At 72.3% G+C, this 16,752-nt stretch carries 15 protein-coding genes and 1 pseudogene; 8 read left to right on the top strand and 8 right to left on the bottom strand.

Annotated features, from left to right (window positions below):
- Positions 1–189: 189 nt before the first annotated feature.
- The 5 genes from ABD295_RS20905 to ABD295_RS20925 all read right to left on the bottom strand — a co-directional run bounded on the left by ABD295_RS20905 (position 190) and on the right by ABD295_RS20925 (position 4,593).
- Complete coding sequence (locus tag ABD295_RS20905) at positions 190–1,161, bottom strand: hypothetical protein (RefSeq protein ID WP_344305787.1); 972 nt, start codon at positions 1,159–1,161, stop codon at positions 190–192.
- Between the two features lie 160 nt (positions 1,162–1,321).
- Positions 1,322–2,038, bottom strand: a complete 717-nt coding sequence (locus tag ABD295_RS20910) for an AIM24 family protein (protein WP_344305788.1) — start codon at positions 2,036–2,038, stop codon at positions 1,322–1,324.
- Positions 2,039–2,094: 56 nt separating this feature from the next.
- On the bottom strand, positions 2,095–2,640 hold the full coding sequence (locus ABD295_RS20915; RefSeq protein WP_344305789.1) for an AAA family ATPase: 546 nt from the start codon (positions 2,638–2,640) through the stop codon (positions 2,095–2,097).
- 1 nt (position 2,641) lies between these two features.
- Positions 2,642–3,118: an SRPBCC family protein gene (locus tag ABD295_RS20920; RefSeq protein WP_344305790.1), complete on the bottom strand. Its 477-nt coding sequence runs from the start codon at positions 3,116–3,118 to the stop codon at positions 2,642–2,644.
- A complete protein-coding gene (locus ABD295_RS20925; RefSeq protein ID WP_344305821.1) occupies positions 3,115–4,593 on the bottom strand; it encodes a CCA tRNA nucleotidyltransferase in 1,479 nt (492 codons plus the stop codon). Before ABD295_RS20925 ends, ABD295_RS20920 begins: the two co-directional genes overlap by 4 nt.
- Before the next feature lie 52 nt (positions 4,594–4,645).
- Between ABD295_RS20925 and ABD295_RS20930 the strand changes: the two genes are divergently transcribed.
- From ABD295_RS20930 to ABD295_RS20950, 5 genes are all read left to right on the top strand, one after another.
- Positions 4,646–6,910 carry a DUF6049 family protein gene (locus tag ABD295_RS20930; RefSeq protein WP_344305791.1) on the top strand — a complete coding sequence of 755 codons (2,265 nt, stop codon included), beginning with the start codon at positions 4,646–4,648 and terminating at the stop codon, positions 6,908–6,910.
- Positions 6,907–8,643, top strand: coding sequence for a murein biosynthesis integral membrane protein MurJ (gene murJ / locus ABD295_RS20935; RefSeq protein WP_344305792.1), 1,737 nt, complete (start codon positions 6,907–6,909; stop codon positions 8,641–8,643). Before ABD295_RS20930 ends, murJ begins: the two co-directional genes overlap by 4 nt.
- Before the next feature lie 32 nt (positions 8,644–8,675).
- The gene (locus tag ABD295_RS20940) at positions 8,676–10,721 is read left to right on the top strand and encodes a protein kinase family protein (protein WP_344305793.1); all 2,046 of its coding nucleotides are present in this window, start codon (positions 8,676–8,678) and stop codon (positions 10,719–10,721) included.
- Positions 10,721–11,437 carry an RNA polymerase sigma factor SigM gene (gene sigM, locus ABD295_RS20945; RefSeq protein ID WP_344305794.1) on the top strand — a complete coding sequence of 239 codons (717 nt, stop codon included), beginning with the start codon at positions 10,721–10,723 and terminating at the stop codon, positions 11,435–11,437. Before ABD295_RS20940 ends, sigM begins: the two co-directional genes overlap by 1 nt.
- A 63-nt stretch (positions 11,438–11,500) precedes the next feature.
- Entirely contained in the window at positions 11,501–12,262 is a 762-nt protein-coding gene (locus ABD295_RS20950; RefSeq protein ID WP_344305795.1) for a hypothetical protein, read from the top strand.
- 33 nt (positions 12,263–12,295) lie between these two features.
- Here the strand turns inward: ABD295_RS20950 and ABD295_RS20955 are convergent, their stop codons facing one another.
- Positions 12,296–13,210, bottom strand: a complete 915-nt coding sequence (locus ABD295_RS20955; protein ID WP_344305796.1) for an alpha/beta hydrolase family protein — start codon at positions 13,208–13,210, stop codon at positions 12,296–12,298.
- A gap of 116 nt (positions 13,211–13,326) precedes the next feature.
- Here ABD295_RS20955 and ABD295_RS20960 point away from each other — a divergent pair, with 116 nt between their 5' ends.
- Entirely contained in the window at positions 13,327–13,911 is a 585-nt protein-coding gene (locus ABD295_RS20960) for an ABATE domain-containing protein (RefSeq protein WP_344305797.1), read from the top strand.
- A 322-nt stretch (positions 13,912–14,233) separates the two neighbouring features.
- On the opposite strand, the pseudogene ABD295_RS20965 reads toward ABD295_RS20960, so the two are convergent.
- Positions 14,234–14,371: pseudogene (locus ABD295_RS20965) on the bottom strand (hypothetical protein); the annotation flags it as partial.
- Between the two features lie 90 nt (positions 14,372–14,461).
- Between ABD295_RS20965 and trxB the strand changes: the two are divergent.
- Positions 14,462–15,472, top strand: coding sequence for a thioredoxin-disulfide reductase (gene trxB / locus ABD295_RS20970; protein WP_344305798.1), 1,011 nt, complete (start codon positions 14,462–14,464; stop codon positions 15,470–15,472).
- Between the two features lie 131 nt (positions 15,473–15,603).
- A complete protein-coding gene (gene trxA / locus ABD295_RS20975; protein WP_344305799.1) occupies positions 15,604–15,942 on the top strand; it encodes a thioredoxin in 339 nt (112 codons plus the stop codon).
- Positions 15,943–16,083: 141 nt separating this feature from the next.
- Here trxA and ABD295_RS20980 read toward each other — a convergent pair whose 3' ends face one another.
- Positions 16,084–16,740 (bottom strand): GNAT family N-acetyltransferase, encoded by a 657-nt coding sequence (locus ABD295_RS20980; RefSeq protein ID WP_344305800.1) that lies wholly within the window; start codon positions 16,738–16,740, stop codon positions 16,084–16,086.
- Positions 16,741–16,752: the final 12 nt, after the last annotated feature.

The following is a 16,752-nucleotide window of genomic DNA, read 5'->3' on the forward strand; positions in this document are numbered from 1 at the left end:
GCCGCCCCGATCATCTGGTCGGGGCGGCCTCGGCGCGTGGTGGGTGACCGTTCCCGTTCAATTGCTGGGATGTTGTCGCCGCCAGGTCTCCACGGCGGCAACTCCCGTTCAATTGCGGGGATGTTGTCGCTCGTGGCTCGCTCGGGCCCGAACCGACCACAACGGCGCAATTGCGCTGGAGTGGTCGGGTCAGGCCGGGCGGATCGACGGCCGACCGGGGAAGAACGGCCGCCAGTCGTTCGAGACGACCGCGAGGTTGGCACCACGCTCTCGCAACGTGCTCACGACTCTGTCAAGAGTTCGCCAGGGCTCGTTGTAGATGCCACGTGCCGTGACCAGGACGATCCTCCAGCCGTCGCGGTCGAGGAACTCGCGCCGATCGATGTCCCGTTCCCATTGCTGGGGGCTCTCGGCGTGCTGCCTGCCTTCGTACTCGACCGCCACTTTGTACGCAGGGTAGCTCAGCTCGAATCGCAGGATCACCTCGCCGGAACCGTTGCGGAGCTTGAGATTGATGACAGGCTCCGGGAGGCCAGCGAGCACCAGCAGCATCCGGAGCCGCGACTCCATCGGCGAGTCCACCTCGTCGCGCACGAACACCGCGGCGGCGCGAGCGGCGGGGGACCAGTAGTCCCGAATCTTGATGAGGCTCGCGCGAAGCTCCCCCGCGCGCAACCCGAGGATGCGCGACATGGCGTCACCGACAACGACCAGGTCGACGAGATTGAGCACGGACGCCAGCTCGACGAACATCCGGATCGGCTCGGAGGCAGGGAGGCCGTCGACCTGACGAATCCCTTGGCCCGGCGGCGACACGTGTGGCTTCAGACCCGGCTGCCATCGCCGATCCTTGGGGTCAACCACGCTGATGTGGACATCTGAGTGATCGGGGACCGGAAGCCCGTAAAGGCTCGCGGCGGAAAGATGGCTGGCCCTGGCCCCCTCGGGATGCAGCAGGAGTCCCGCCGCGATGCGGTCGTGGCGATCGGGCCTTCTGGTCGCGTCGATGTAGACGCCGCGGAACAGCCTCCGGAATCGAGACCCACGGAAGTCTCGGGGACTGAGGCCGGCCTCGACAGCGTCCGCCCGCCTGAAGGGCCTCGAAGTATCCACGGCCGAAACGTTGACACTGTCGTTGCCGATCGTGCCGTCGTCCTCCACAGGCACAGGCGCACGGGGCTGGAAGCGCGGCCACGGGGCCGCGACAACAGCCGTGCAATTGCGCTGTTGTGGTCGCGGAACAGCGCCGAAACCGACAACATCCGCGCAATTGCACGGAAGTTGTCGCCCGTGGGGTGGCCCGCGGGAGCCCGCAGCCGGGTCAGCTGAAGAGGTCGCCGATCAGGCCGCCGCCACCGCCGCTGCCGCCGGACTGGGCCTGGCCGGTCCACTCGTAGGCCTGGACGACGACGAAGCCGGGACCGTGGAAGGCGTACTGGAAGGCCTCGCCGGAGCCGCCGCGCAGCATCGACTTCATGTTCATGGTGTTGTTGATGCCGGGGACGAGGCTGCTCGACCAGCAGACCGCCGCCTGGACGTCGACGTACGTCGGCTGCTGACTGCAGTCGAGGACGACCGGTTTGCCGACGACGTTGATGGCGACCGGACCGGAGCCGGTGACGGTGGTGTTGAAGACGCCGCCGCCGGCCATCCCGGCGCCCTTGACCCGGTTGATGTCCCAGCTGAGGGCGGAGTCGAAGGCCATCAGGTTGCGGCTGTTGATCGAGATGCCCTCGTTGTCGAGGTGCAGCAGGTAGACGTAGCCGGCGGCGTCGGCGAAGAACACCTCGCCCTGCCCGGACACGCGCATCAGGCTGGTGTCCTCGGAGCTGACGATCTTCTTGGCCAGCTTGGCGAAGCTGCCGGTCTTCTCGTGGTCGAAGCGCACCTGGCCCTGGAAGGCCACCATCGCGCCCTTGGTCGCCAGCACGTCCTGGCCGGGACCGACGGTCACCTTCAGCATCTGGCTGTTCTGGAGCACGAAGCGCTCCTGGCTCTGGACCTCGAGGTTGGACTGCTCGAACAGCTCGCTTCTCATGACGCTCATGTTGCCCGACCGCCCCGACAGGGTCCATCGGGGAGACCCCTGGCTGACTACTGGGACAGCGCCTGGATCGCCGCCGCCGTCTGCTCGGGGTCGAGGTCGGTGTTGTCGACGACCTGCCACCCGATCGAGGTCAGCCGCGGCAACAGGTCGTCGAGGACGGAGAAGACGAGCCGCACGCCCTCGGTGATGTACGCCGCCCCCTCGGGCGTCGTCTCGCGGTGGCGGGCCCGGGCGACCGCCACCTCGGGGTCCGGGCGCAGCACGACGCCGGTGGCCAGACCTCCACTGATCGCGCCGTCGTACTCGCGCAGCCCCGGCGGGTCCACGAAGTCGTCGATCACCACGCGGAAGCCGTCGGTCCGGTAGAACGCGAGCGCCGCCAGCGCGACCCGCCGCGCGGCGGTCACCTGCCCGACGAGCGCGGGCGACCAGTCGGGGTTCGGCAGCACCAGGCCCGAGACGACCATGGTGCGCAGGTCGTCGACGGGCACGTGCACCCCTCGGTCGGCCGATCCGGCGAGCAACCGGGCCACCGTGGACTTGCCCGCGGCGGGCGGCCCGACCACGACGTAGGAAGCCGGCAGCTCGGGCACCCTAGACCGCCTCGGCCTCGGCCTTGAGCCGGTCGAGGGTCTGTCGCATCCCCGCGCGGAGGTCGTCGGTGAAGTCGCTCTGGCCGCCCAGGAAGGTGCCGATGAACGTGCGGGACAACCGGGTGATGCCTTCGCCCGGCTCGCGGCGCTGCACGACGTGGGTGCGGGTCCCGTCCGCCAGAGGGTTCAGGGAGAACGACCAGACCATGTGGTTCTCGGCGACCCGGAAGGCCAGCTCGCGCTCCGGCTCGAACCGCACCACCGTCGAGCGGGTCGGCCAGACCATCAGGCCGCGGCGATTGAGGTTGACCGCGTGCGTGCCCAGTCGCACCTGGCCACCCAGGACGACCGTCCGCACCACCATCGGGCTCCACGACGCCATCCGGGGCAGGTCGGAGACCAGCTCCCACACCCGCGCCGGCGGGGTGTCCACCTCCACGCTCGCCTCGAGCAGCGGCACGTCGGCGGCCGGGCTCACCGGGTCGACTCCGGGGTCGACTCCGGGGCCGATTCCGGGGCCGACTCCCCGGCGGCCTCCCGGGCCGCCCACCACTCACGCAGTGCCGCCTCGGCGTCCTCGGGCGGCAGCGGGCCGTGGTCGAGGCGCCGCTCGAGGAGGAAGCGGTAGGCGGCGCCGACGTCCGGTCCGGGCGGGATGCCCAGGATCGACATGATCTGCTCGCCGTCGAGGTCGGGCCGCATCGCGTCGAGCTCTTCCTGCTCGGCGAGGTGGTCGATGCGGGCCTCGAGCTCGTCGTAGGTACGCCGCAACCGCTCGGCCTTGCGCGCGTTGCGGGTGGTGCAGTCGGCGCGAGTCAGCACGTGCAGCCGGTCCAGCTGGTCGCCGGCGTCGCGGACGTAGCGGCGTACGGCGGAGTCGGTCCACTCCCCCGAGCCGTAGCCGTGGAAGCGCAGGTGCAGCTCGACGAGCTTGCTCACCGCGTCGATCTGGTCGCCGCTGAAGCGCAGCGCCTGCATCCGCTTGCGGGTGAGCTTGGCGCCGACCACGTCGTGGTGGTGGAAGGTGACCGCGCCGTCGCCGACGAACTTGCGCGTCTTCGGCTTGCCGATGTCGTGCATGAGCGCGGCGAGGCGCGAGACGAGGTCCGGCCCCGGTCCCCCGAGTCGCGGCTCCAGCTCGATGGCCTGCTCCAGCACGGTGAGGGTGTGCTCGTAGACGTCCTTGTGGCGGTGGTGCTCGTCGCGCTCCAGACGCAGCGCGGGCAGCTCAGGGAGCACCCGGTCGGCCAGCCCGGTCTCGACGAGGAGGGAGAGACCCAGCCGGGGGTACGGCGCGCACACCAGCTTGACCAGCTCGTCTCGCACCCGCTCGGCCGAGATGATGTCGATGCGCTCGGCCATGTCGGTCATCGCGGCGACGACCTCGGGAGCCACCGTGAATCCCAGCTGGGCGGCGAACCTGGCCGCCCGCATCATCCGCAGCGGGTCGTCGGAGAAGGAGTCCTCCGGACGGCCGGGCGTGCGGATGAGCCGGTGCGCGAGGTCGGCGATGCCGCCGTAGGGGTCCTCGAAGACCTGGCCCGGGATCGACACCGCCATCGCGTTGATGGTGAAGTCGCGCCGGCCGAGGTCGCCGACGAGCGAGTCGCCGTACGCCACCTGCGGCTTGCGGGAGTCGGGGTCGTAGGCGTCCGACCGGTACGTCGTGATCTCGATGACCCAGTCGCCCTTGCGCGCCCCGATGGTCCCGAACGCGCGCCCGATGTCCCAGGTGGCCTCGGCCCAGCCGGCCAGCAGCTTCTCGGTGACCTCGGGCCGCGCGGAGGTCGTCAGGTCGAGGTCGTTCTGCAGCCGGCCGAGCATCGCGTCGCGCACCGGCCCGCCGACGAGCGCGAGCGCGTGACCGGCAGCGGCGAAGCGTTCACCGAGAGGGTCGAGCACCGGGGCGATCCGCTGGAGCTCGGCAGCGACGCGGCGCTGCACCTCGCTCATCTGCAGGCCTGGCACGACAGGAGAGCCTAGTCGTCACCGGTATCGTCAGGGGGTGCCCGGTCACCTGACGATGCCGCCTGCCCAGAAGGCGGCATCGAAGGCGGCATCGAAGGCGGCATCAAGGGCAGTAGCGGGATCGGGGGTCGGGCCGGTCGCGGCCGTGGCCGCCGCTCTCCTGGTGCTCGTGGCCTGTCCCACCGCCCCAGCGGCCGCAGCTCCGGTCGGTACCCGGTCACCCACCGCCGCGGTCACCGACCCGCTGGCCGTCTCGATCGCCAGCCTCGACCCGTCGGTGGTCCCGACGTCGGGCCGGGTCACCATCACCGGCACGGTCACCAACACCAGCGACGAGACCTGGATCGACGTCAAGGTCTATCCCGTGCTGCCCAACGGCAGCCTCCCGATGACGACGACCGCCGAGCTCGAGGCGGCCGCCCTGGCTCCGCCCGACCTGGTGATCGGCGAGCGCTACCTGCCGATCTCCGACGACCTCGGCGACCTGCCGCCGGGAGGGGTGGCGCCCTATGCCCTCCGCGTCCCGCGCTCGCAGCTGCCGGACACCGAGGGGGTGCACTGGCTGGGCGTGCACGCACTCGGCGGCAGCGCCGAGGGACGCGACGCCTTCAGCGACGGACGGGCGCGCACCTTCCTCCCGCGGGTCCGGGGCAAGAAGCAGGTCCCGACCGCGTTGGTGATGCAGCTGCGCAACCGGGTGCAGCACGCCTCCGACGGGCGGGTGGACCGCATCGACCAGTGGGCCACCACCCTCGGACCGGAAGGCCGGCTGCACCTGCTCGCCGAGATGGGGGCCGCCGCCGGTGACCGGCCGGTGACCTGGCTGGTCGACCCTGCCGTGATCGGCGCGGTCACCGACCTGGTGGCCGGCAACCCGGAGCGGCTGCCGCCGCCGACCGATCAGGAGGGCGAACCCGAGGGTGAGGAGGCCGAGCCGAGCGGGTCACCCTCGCCGACCGACGGCCTCTCCAGCCCGCCGGTGCTCGCCGACCCGGTGACCGGGGAACCCGTCGACCCGTCGGACCCCGTGACGCTGGCCCAGCTCGCGGTCACCGGTCAGGACTGGCTGGCCCGCCTCAGGACGGCCCTGTCGGGCAAGGAGCTGCTCGCCCTGCCGTACGGCGACGTCGACGCCTCGGCCGCGAGCCACCTGGACCCGCAGACCGTCGTCGACGCGCAGACCCTGTCGGCCACCGAGATGGCCGGGCTCGGCCTCCCCGCGGCGCCGGCGCTCGCCTCGCCGAGCGGTTACCTCCACCCGGACGCCATCGACTCCGCCTCGCCGGACACGACCCTGCTGGTCACGTCCGACGCCGTCTCCGAGGTGCTCGGCAACCGTCCCGGGGGACCCACCTCGGTGGTCGACGTCGACGGCCACGAGGTCGTCCTCTCCTCGGCGGGGGCGGTCGCCGGTGGTCCTGGTCCCGACGACCGCATCGCACCGGTGGCCTTCCGCCAGCGCATCCTGGCCGAGGCCGCCGTGCGTGCCCTCGGTGACCGGGAGCCTCTGGTCGTCACGATCCCCACGCCGTGGGTGACCTCGGAGGGGTCCGACTTCTTCAGCGGGCTCGACGCCGACTTCGTCGACCTGGCCCCGCTCTCCCAGGTCGCCGCCGACGCCGACGAACGCCCCCTGAGCAGCGAGGACCTCGCCTACCCCGTCTTCCAGCAGAAGTTCGAGCTCGACGCCGCCAACTTCACCGAGCTCGACGAGCTGGTCACCACGGGCAGCACCTTGCAGCAGGTGCTCGCGGAGGGACCCGACGTCGAGTCCGAGGTGAGGCGCGAGGCGTACGCCGGCGTGTCCTACTGGCAGCGTCCCCGGGCCGGCGAGGCGCGGGCCTCCTTGGCCCGGTCGGCCGGCTGGATCCGCTCGACCCTCGGCCGGATCACCATCGACAGCCCGGTCTCGGTCACCCTGTCGAGCGCGACCGGCCAGTTCCCCGCGCGGTTGCACAACGGGCTCGACCGGCCCGTCGTCGTCCGCGTCGGCGCCGAGGCGACCGGGGGGCTCACCCTCGAGCTGCCCGACGAGGTCGCCCTCGCCCCCGGAGAGACCACCAGGCTGCGGCTGAGCGCCACCGCCGCCCAGGGCGGCTCGCACACGGTGCGGCTCTTCGTCTCCACCGTCGACGGAACGCCGACCGGAGCCGCGACCGAGCTGCCGATCCGCAGCAACCAGGTGAGCCAGATCATCTGGATCGTCATCGTCGCGGGCGGTGGCCTGCTCTTCGGCGCGATCGGGGTGCGCCTCTTCCGTCGTCTGCGGGGCGCCCGCGGCCGACCACCCGAGGCCGCATGACCGACGCCCAGTCCGGCCCCGGGAGCAGCACCGAGCAGCGCTCGGTGCTCACCAACAGCGCGGTGATGGCGGCAGGGACGGTGCTGTCGCGGGTGAGCGGCTTCGCCCGCGCGGCGCTGCTCGTCGCCGCCCTCGGCAGCGGTCTGCACGCCGACGTCTTCACGACGGCCAACACCGTCCCGAACATGCTCTACATCCTGCTGGCCGGGGGCATCTTCAACGCCGTCCTGGTGCCCCAGCTGGTCCGCTCGATGAAGAACGACGCCGACGGCGGCGACGCCTACGCCAACCGGATCGTCACCCTCGCCGCGCTCTTCCTCGGGGCCGTCACCGTGCTCCTCGTCGTGGCCGCCCCCTGGTTGATGCGGCTCTTCGTGGGCGCGGACTACGCGGACCCCGCCCTGGCTGCCCAGTGGCAGTCGGTCGTCGACTTCGCCCGCTTCTGCCTGCCGCAGGTCTTCTTCTACGGCATGTTCGTGCTGGTCGGGCAGATCCTCAACGCGCGCGGCACGTTCGGGCCGATGATGTGGGCGCCGATCGCCAACAACCTCGTCGCGATCGTGACGCTCGGCGTCTACCTCTTGGCCCACGGGGCGGCCGGCCGAGGCGCCGACTGCGCGGCGTACACCTCTGGCCAGGAGCTGCTGCTCGGCCTCGGCTCCACCCTCGGCATCGCCGTGCAGCTGCTGATCCTGCTGCCCTACCTGCGCCGCGCCGGCTTCCACTACGCGCCGCGCTTCGACTTCCGCGGCACCGGCCTCGCGCACACCCTGCGCCTGGGCGGGTGGACCGTCGGGTTCGTCATCGTCAACCAGATCGCCTACACCGTCGTGGTGCGGCTGGCCAACGGCGGCACCGCTCAGGGTGTCCTCGACGGCTGCCAGGCGGGGGCACCACAGCAGGGCTCGGGCATCACCGTCTACTCGATGTCCTACCTGATCCTGATGGTGCCGCACGCCGTCGTCACCGTCTCGTTGGCCACCGCGATCCTGCCCCGGCTCTCCGCGCGCGCCGCCGAGCAGGACCTCGCCGGGCTGGGGGGGGCGCTCGCCGAGACGCTGCGCACGTCGCTCGCGGTGATCGTGCCCTTCGCGGCGGTCCTTCCGGTGGTCGCGACCGACCTGGCCAACACGTTCTTCGGGCATGGCGCGGGCAGCCGCAGCTATGAGCTGTACGCCCCCGTGCTGGCGATCTTCGGCCCGGCGCTCGCCTTCTTCACCGTGCACTACCTGGTGCTGCGCGGCTACTACGCGCTCGAGCGCAACCGCACCGCCTTCTGGATCCAGTGCGTGATCGCCGTCGTCAACATCGTCGCCGCCGTGCTCCTGGTGGGGTCGACGAGCGCCCGGGACACCGCGCCGGCGCTCGCGGGCGCGTTCCTCTGCGCGTACGCCGTTGGGTCGGTGACGTCGTACGCGTTGCTGCGCCGCCTGGTCGGCGGCCTCGGCACGGCCGTGCTGGTCAGGTTCGTGGTGCGGATGGCGATCGCCACCGGCGTGGCGACGGCCGTGGCGTACCTGCTGAACAGCCTGCTGCACGCCGGACTCGGTGAGGGGCCCGACCAGCGCACGGGTCCGTGGCTGGCCACGGTGCTGCTGGCCGTGGTGGTAGCCGCCGACGTCGCGGTGTTCCTCGGCATGGCCAGGCTGCTGCGCATCCGTGAGGTGTCGACGGTGCTGGAGACCGTGGTCGGCCCGTTGGTCCGTCGCCGCCGCCGCAGCGCCCTACGATGACGTGGGACGGATGAGGCGAGGGAGGACAGCGGGTGGGTGAGCCGGACAGCGGCCTCCCGCGGCTGCGGGCGGGTGACGTCCTCGCCGGGCGCTACCTCGTCGCCGACCTGCTGGGCGAGAGCCGCGGCGGCCGCTTCTGGCGGGCCGAGGACCAGGTGCTGGCGAGGCACGTCGCCGTGCACGTGATCCCCGCCGACGACGAGCGGGCCGAGGGGCTGCTCGAGGCGGCGCGGCTGTCCGCCAACGTGCACGACCGGCGTGTCCTGCGCGTGCTCGACGCCGACCGGGTCGACGGGCTCTGCTACGTCGTCAACGAGTGGGGGGCCGGCTCCTCGCTCGACATCATGATCGCCCGCGACGGAACGCTGCCGCCGCGCCGGGCCGCGCACCTCGTCGCCGAGGCGGCCGCGGTCTGCGCCGCGGCCCACGAGGTCGGCGTCGCGCACGGCCGGCTCGCCCCGGAGAACCTCCTCGTCGACCACCACGGCTCGGTCCGGATCATCGGCCTCGCCGTCGAGGCCGCCCTGTGGGGACTGCCGCCGGGGCGCACCTCCAGCGACGTGACCGACCTCGGGGCGTTGCTGTACGCCGGGCTGACCGGCCGCTGGGCGGGGGTCTCGCGCTCCGCCGTACCTCCCGCGCACCAGGTCGGTGGCCGGGTCCTGCGCCCGCGCAAGGTCCGCGCCGGCGTCCCCCGCCTCCTGGACGACCTGTGCGACGAGATCCTCAACGGGGTCGTCATCGGCACCCACGCCCGCTCCCCCTACGACCTGGCCACCGCCCGCGGCATCGCCGACGCGCTCGCCGACTTCGTCGGAGATCCCACCGGCCTCGTCGTGCCCGAACCCGAACGCACCATGTCGATCCCCGTCTTCGTCGACCCTGAGGCCGTCGAAAGCGAGGAGCAACCCGAGACTGAGCCCGACGACGGCGAGCAACCCCAGACAGAACCGAGTGGGACCTTGGTCGACGAAGGAGCGCTAGCGGGGGAAGTCGGGCAAGAGCCGACTCGGCGAGCTGACCACGGTCAGGAAGCCGAAGAACCCCCTGCACCGGAGGGGGTGTCCGACAGCACCCCGGAGGGGGCTTCAGACGCCACCCCGGAGGGGGGTTCAGACGGTCCACCAGAACCCCTCGACCGCACCGAGCAGCCCACCCAGGCAGGGATGCCCGTCTTCGACGACGAACGCGACGAGGTCGCCTGGATCTCGGCCCGGTCGGAGAAGCCCCCACCGCCGCCACCGTTCGAGGAGAAGCCGGAGCGGCCGCTCTTCGCCCCTGACCCACCCGAGGGCAGGCCGGTGCGCACGCCGCGGCCGGGAGTGGCGCCGACGGGCAGCAGCGACAGCTACTGGCCCTGGGAGGGCGGGGGGCGCACGTCCACAGGCACGCACCCAGGAGTGTCGACGACGGGCTCGGGGATCGGCATCTTCGACGACGACGAGGACGACGACGGCGTGCCCGGGCGCAACTGGCTGCGGCTGGCGGCCCTGGTGGCGGCGGGGATCCTGCTGCTGGTGGCGACGGTGGTCGCGTTCAACCTCGGGCAGGGTCGCTCGGCGCTGGAGTTCGAGGACGCGGCGGAGCCGGAGACCACGCCGAGCTCGACCCAGAGCGCCGGCACCCGGCCCCAGGTGGTCGAGGGCACCTCCGCGACCGACCTCGATCCCCAGGGTGACACGCCCGAGGAGAACCCCGACCTGGTCGCGAACGTCGTCGACGGCGACCCGGCGACCACGTGGCGCACCAGCACCTACACCCAGCAGTTCGGCCCGGCCGGGCTGAAGACCGGGGTCGGGGTGGTGGTGGACCTGGGCGAGGTCCGCGACGTACGCCGGGTGACGGTGACGCTCGCGGGCGAGCCGACGGGGGTCCGGCTCTACGTCACCGAGACCGCGCCGACGGGCGTGGCCGGGCTGGTGCCGGTCGTCGACGAGCTGGTCGAGGGCACCGAGCTGGACGCGCAGGTGGAGGCGAGCGGGCAGTTCGTCGTGGTGTGGCTGACCCAGCTGCCGGCCGTGGACGATGGTTTCCGAGGTGAGGTCGCCGAGGTCGTGGTCCGCGCGGCGGCGAGCTGATGACGCCCTCGCACTCGGCCGACACCTCCGACCTCGAGCTGTTGCGGGCGCACGTCGACGGCGACCCCGAGGCCTTCGGGGTGCTCTTCGGGCGGCACCGCGACCGGTTGTGGGCGGTGGCGCTGCGCACCATGGGCAACCCCGAGGACGCCGCCGACGGTCTGCAGGACGGCTTGATCGCCGCCTTCCGGCGGGCTGGTTCCTTCCGGGGCGACGCGGCGGTGACCACCTGGCTGCACCGCGTGGTCGTCAACGCCTGCCTGGACCGGCTGCGCGCGGCCAAGGTCCGCGCTGCGGACCCGCTGCCCGACGACCTCGACGAGCGCGAGTCCCGCGGGTCGCTGCGCACCGCCACGGCAGCCTCCCTCGACCCGGCCGAGCTGAGCGTGGCCGACGAGCGGCGGCGTACGGTCCTCGCCGCCCTGCAGACCCTCCCCGAGGAGCAGCGTGCGGCGCTCGTGCTCGTGGACATGGAGGGGTACGCCATGGCCGACGTCGCGCAGATGCTCGACTGCGCGGTCGGCACGGTGAAGTCGCGGTGCTCGCGCGGGCGGGCACGCCTGGCGGGGCTGCTGACCGACCGGCTGGCGGCGCTCGACGCGGACCCGACGGGCGGCACCACGTCGGGGCCGGGTGACGCAGGTCTCGGGAACCGCCCCGCGGGCCGACCCGTCCCATCCCAGGACCCGCCGAGAGGACCGCCGGCGTCGCCATGACGGCGCACCCATGAGCAGACGCATCAGCAGGCCCACGACGACGACCAGGGAGGAGGTGGCGAGATGAGCGACGAGCACGACCCGATCGAGGCTGCCGACCCGGAGCTGGACCCTGAGCAGGAGCGCGTACGCCGCCTGCTCGCCGAGGTGCGTCATGACGCGCCGATCCCGGCCGAGGTCGCGGCCCGCCTCGACGCCGCGGTCGCCCGCCTGGTGGACGAGCGTCGCGAGTCCTCGAGCCGCGAGGCCTCCCGCGTCGACGAGATCGCGGACCGTCGGCGCCGCAAGCGCTGGACCACCGCCCTGGTCGCCGCTGCGGCCGTCGTGGTGGTCGGGGTGGCGGCCCCCAACCTCGACCTGGTCGTCGGTGGCGGCAGCGACAGCGGCGGCGACGCCGCGACCTCGGCCAACGACGAGCCGCAGTCGAGCAGCGACCGGGAGTTCTCCGAGTCCGGGAACGCCGAGGAGAACGACTCAGGGAGCGCCGGCGGCAGCGCCGGGGAGCCGCCGTCGAGCCCTCCCGCAGCGGCCGACCTGTCGGCCTACGCCCTCGTCGAGGAGTCCACCTTCCGCGAGGACGCGGTGGCCGCGCGCTCGCAGGCGGTCACCGAGAGCACCGCCCCTCTGGACGCCCGTGTCGTCGCGTGCGGTGACGTCCCTGCCGCCGCCGAGCAGGTGGTGCTGGTGCGCTACGTCACCCAGTCCGGCGAGCAGCCCGGCTACCTGGTCTTCGAGCCCGCCGCCGACGCAGGTCGCCAGCTCGTCACGCTCTACGTCTGCCCCGGCGGCGTACCCGTGCGCTCGGCCGAGGTGCCAGGCGCCTGAGGAACCGCGACGGGGACCGAGTCAGAGGCCGAGTCAGAGGCCGAGCCGATCGCGCAGGAAGGCCAGGCGGGCGACCCGCGCCACGTCCCGGAACTCGTGGTCCTGGTTGTCGTACAGAATCACCTGGGCCTGCGGGCTCGAGGATGCGTACGCGGCGCGCACGTCGGCGCCGATGAAGACGTCCTTGCCCGCCCACTGGAAGAGCACGTCACCGCCCAGCCGGGCGGTGTGGTCGACGGGGTCCAGCCCCGCGAAGCGGTCGAGGTAGTCCTCGCGCTCCTGACCTTGGAGGCCCAGCCAGAACTGTGCGAACCAGTTGCCCATCTGCGCGTCCGGTGCCTGCAGCACCATGCTCGAGATGCGCTCGTCGCCGTCGGCGAGCAGCGCGCCGTACATCGCGCCGTAGTCGTGACCGACCAGGGCGATGCGCTCCACGTCCACCGAGCGGAGGCCGGCCAGGTGGTCGAGGGCGCTGCGGAACGCCTCGACCTGGTCCTCCACCAGGGCCACGTCTCCGGCCGTGCCGTCGGGATTCGGGACCCACGGGAAGTAGCCGAGAGGGAGCACGGAGACCACGCCCTCTTGGGCGAGGGTGACCGCCTCGGGGAGGTACTCGCTGCGATCGTTGTTGATCTCGCCCAGCCAGTGCAGCCACAGCACACCCGGCGCCGACTGCTTCTTGAGGGTCCCGCCCGGGCGGACGACGTACGCCTGCACCGGCTCCTGGCCGGGCACGGGGATCGCGACGTCCTCGACGACCACCCGACCCGAGGCCTTGGGTGCCTCCGCTCGCCCGGCAGCACCCGCCTGGGCCGTCTGGGCTGTCTGGGCTGTCTGGGCCGTCTGGGCTGTCTGGGCAGCCCCCGTCGCCGTCGACGTCCCCACCGCCACCATGCCCACCACCACACCTGTCGAGATCGCCGTCAGCGCGACACGTCCGATCACCACGTACCTCCATGCCATGAAGCGTCAGTTGTTAGAGACCTCATGAGACTGACGCTGTCGGCGTCGGTAGCATAGGCCCTGGAGCAACTGACGCCGAATCGTGATCGAAGGAGGTCCGGATGCCTGTGGGTCCAGCGGGGTTCCCCAGCGACTGGCTCGCCGACCCGTCGTCCCCTGCGTCCGACGTCGAGCTCGCCCTGCTGCTCGTCAACACCCTCGACCTCCTGGAGGATCCGGCGGACAGGCTCCGCGACCTCACCTGGCTGACCCACGCCCTCGAGAGCGCGCGACACGACGGTCTGGCCGGCGAGCTCACCGCACGCGACCTCCCCCGGCTGCGCAGGCTCCGCGACGCCCTCCGTCACGTCTTCGAGACCGACGACGACGCCCAGGCCGCCGCCGTGCTCAACCCGCTGCTCGAGAGGGCGCGGGCCGTCCCGCTGCTCGTCGCGTCCGGCGACGGGCCCGCGAGCCTGCGGGTGGGGCTGGGTCGGCAGGGAATCGCCGCCCTGGAGGCGCGGCTCCCCGCGGCGCTGGCAGCGTTCGTCGCCACGCACGGCACCGGCCGCCTCGGCGTCTGCGGGAGCGACCCATGCCGCTGCGTCTTCGTCGACCGCACCCGCGCGGGCACCAGGAAGTACTGCTGCAGCTATTGCAACGACCGCCTCGCGGCCCGCGCCTACCGCCGACGCAGACGCAGCTGACCGGACCCGCCCAGGTCAGCCTCGGTCGACCCGGAGCCTGATCGTCGCGACGGCCGAGGCGTTGCCGGCCGCATCGGTCGCGACGAGCCGGACGCGGTACTTCCCGCTGCCGGGCCACCTCGATGCTGCTGACCTTCAGGCGCGCTCGCTGACCGGTGGGCAGTCGCTTCGGTGTCAGCCTCACCCCGCGCAGCACCGGCGCAGCGGTGTCCGCGGCGGGAGGCGAGGGTGGGGGCGGGGGTGCCCCGGGTGCGACGACCGTGACCTGCCGGGTCGACGTCGACGTGTTGCTCGACGTGTTGCCGGCCGCGTCGGTGGCCGTGACCGTCACGGCGTACGTGCCCGCGGCGGTGTACACGTGTGCGGTCGGCGCGCCCGTGGCCGCGGAGCCGCCGCCGGGGCCTCGCGACGCTGCTCTGGTGACGGTCGAGGAGCAGTCGGCACGCGGGGCGCGGAACATCCCTGGCCTACGATCGGTTGAAATCCTTGAAGCATCACGAGTACGCCGGCACCCCGTCGTACGACCCGATCCGCAGGAGTAAGCAGCAGCATGAGCGAGACCACCAGCACCGACGTACGCGACGTCATCGTGATCGGGTCGGGGCCCTCGGGCTACACCGCGGCGCTCTACGCCGCCCGGGCCTCGCTCAAGCCACTGGTCTTCGAAGGGTCGGTCACTGCGGGCGGTGCGCTGATGAACACCACCGAGGTCGAGAACTTCCCCGGCTTCAAGGACGGGATCATGGGCCCCGCGCTGATGGACGAGATGCGCGCCCAGGCTGAGCGCTTCGGCGCCGAGCTGATCCCCGACGACGTCACCGAGGTCGACCTCACCGGCGACGTCAAGGTCGTCAAGACCGGCACCGACACCTACCGGGCGCGGTCGGTGATCCTGGCCATGGGCTCGGGCTACCGCAAGCTCGGGATCGCCCGCGAGGACGAGCTGTCCGGTCGCGGCGTCTCCTGGTGCGCGACCTGCGACGGGTTCTTCTTCCGCGAGCAGGCGATCGCGGTCGTGGGCGGCGGTGACTCGGCGGTCGAGGAGGCGACGTTCCTGACCCGTTTCGGCTCGAAGGTCTACCTCATCCACCGCCGCGACGAGCTGCGCGCGTCGAAGATCATGCAGGAGCGCGCGTTCGCCGACCCCAAGCTGGAGATGGTCTGGAACTCCGAGATCGCCGAGATCAACGGCGAGGACCGGGTCGAGTCCGTCACGCTGCGCGACACCGTCACCGGCGAGACCCGCCCGCTCGAGGTCACCGGCCTCTTCATCGCGATCGGCCACGACCCGCGCTCGGAGCTGCTGACCGGTCAGGTGGACCTCGACGACGAGGGCTACGTGCTGGTGCGGCACCCCTCGACCCACACCAACCTGCCCGGCGTCTTCGCGGCCGGCGACCTGGTCGACCACCACTACCGGCAGGCGGTCACCGCGGCCGGCACGGGCTGCGCCGCGGCGCTCGACGCCGAGCGCTACCTCGCCGTTCTCGACCACCACGCCTCGAGCGCCGGCGACGCCGACGCGACCGTGCGCGAGATGGCCGACGCCGACATCATCTGAGCCAACTGAGTCCGGTCCCAGCCCCCTGCAGCGCCCGAGCGAGGGAACATCCGGGGGTGGGCTGGTGTTGAATCGAACGACGCACAACGCCCATGGCCACACCTGGCCGACCCGTACCGAAAGGGAGAACCGTGGCGAACATCCCCGCCGTGACCGACGCCGACTTCGAGGCGCAGGTCCTCAAGTCCGACAAGCCCGTCCTCGTGGACTTCTGGGCTGAGTGGTGCGGCCCGTGCCGCCAGGTCTCCCCGATCCTCGACGAGATCGCGTCCCAGCACGGCGACAAGATCACCTTCGTGAAGATGAACGTCGACGAGAACCCCGTGACGCCGTCGACCTACCGCGTCGCCGGCATCCCGACGCTGAACGTCTACCACAACGGCGAGGTCGTCCGGTCCATCGTGGGCGCCCGCCCCAAGGCCGCGCTGCTCAACGAGCTCTCCGAGTTCATCTCGGTTCAACAGCCCTGACCGAGGCACCAGGTCAGGGCGTGGGCTGACCGAGGTTGAGCAAGCCCCGCGGGTGAGCCTGCGAGCCCGCGACGGGCGCGTCGAGACCCGGTGAGGCGGAAGCCGACCTGAGCCTCGGTCTCGACGAGCTCGACCACCGATTCAGCCCCGGGACACCGGCCGCGCCGGCCGGGCGGGACGGGCCACCACTCCGCGCAGCCGCTCCAGCGCGAGCTCGAGCTCGTCGCGCCAGCTGAGCGCCGACTTCAGGTCCATGCGCAGCCGCGGCGTCGTCCCGTGCGCGCGCTGGGTCTTGAAGCCCACCCCGCCCAAGAACCCCGCCGGCAGGACGCACAGGTCCGGGCACTCCAGGTGTCCGTGGCCGCGCGCTCCGTCCCGGCTGTCGCCGAAGGCCTCGACCGCGCGGAAGCCGCCGCGCTCGATGAGGTCGCGGGCCATCCCCTGCACGAGCATCCGGCCGAGACCGCCGCCGCGGTGCTGCGGCAGCACGTACGCCGTCGTCATCAGCACCGCGTCCGGAGAGGCCGGCGAGGTCGGCAGCGCCGAGGCGCCGGGCGCGAGGGCGGCCGGCACGTAGACGACGTACCCGACCGGCCGGTCGTCGACGAGGACCACCCGGCCGCACGAGCCCCACTCCCGGAGCACCTCCGAGAGCCACGCCTCCTTCTCGGCGGCACGCTCGTGCGCGGGCACCCGCGCGCGCCGCACCGGGTCGAGCTCCCAGGACAGGCACTCGCGCGTCGGCGCGTCGAGCGCGGCGAGGTGGTCGACGGTCAACCGGACGACCTTGCGTGACATCGGTCTCCCTCC

This window comes from Nocardioides bigeumensis (assembly GCF_039531755.1).
GTDB classification, from domain to species: domain Bacteria; phylum Actinomycetota; class Actinomycetes; order Propionibacteriales; family Nocardioidaceae; genus Nocardioides; species Nocardioides bigeumensis.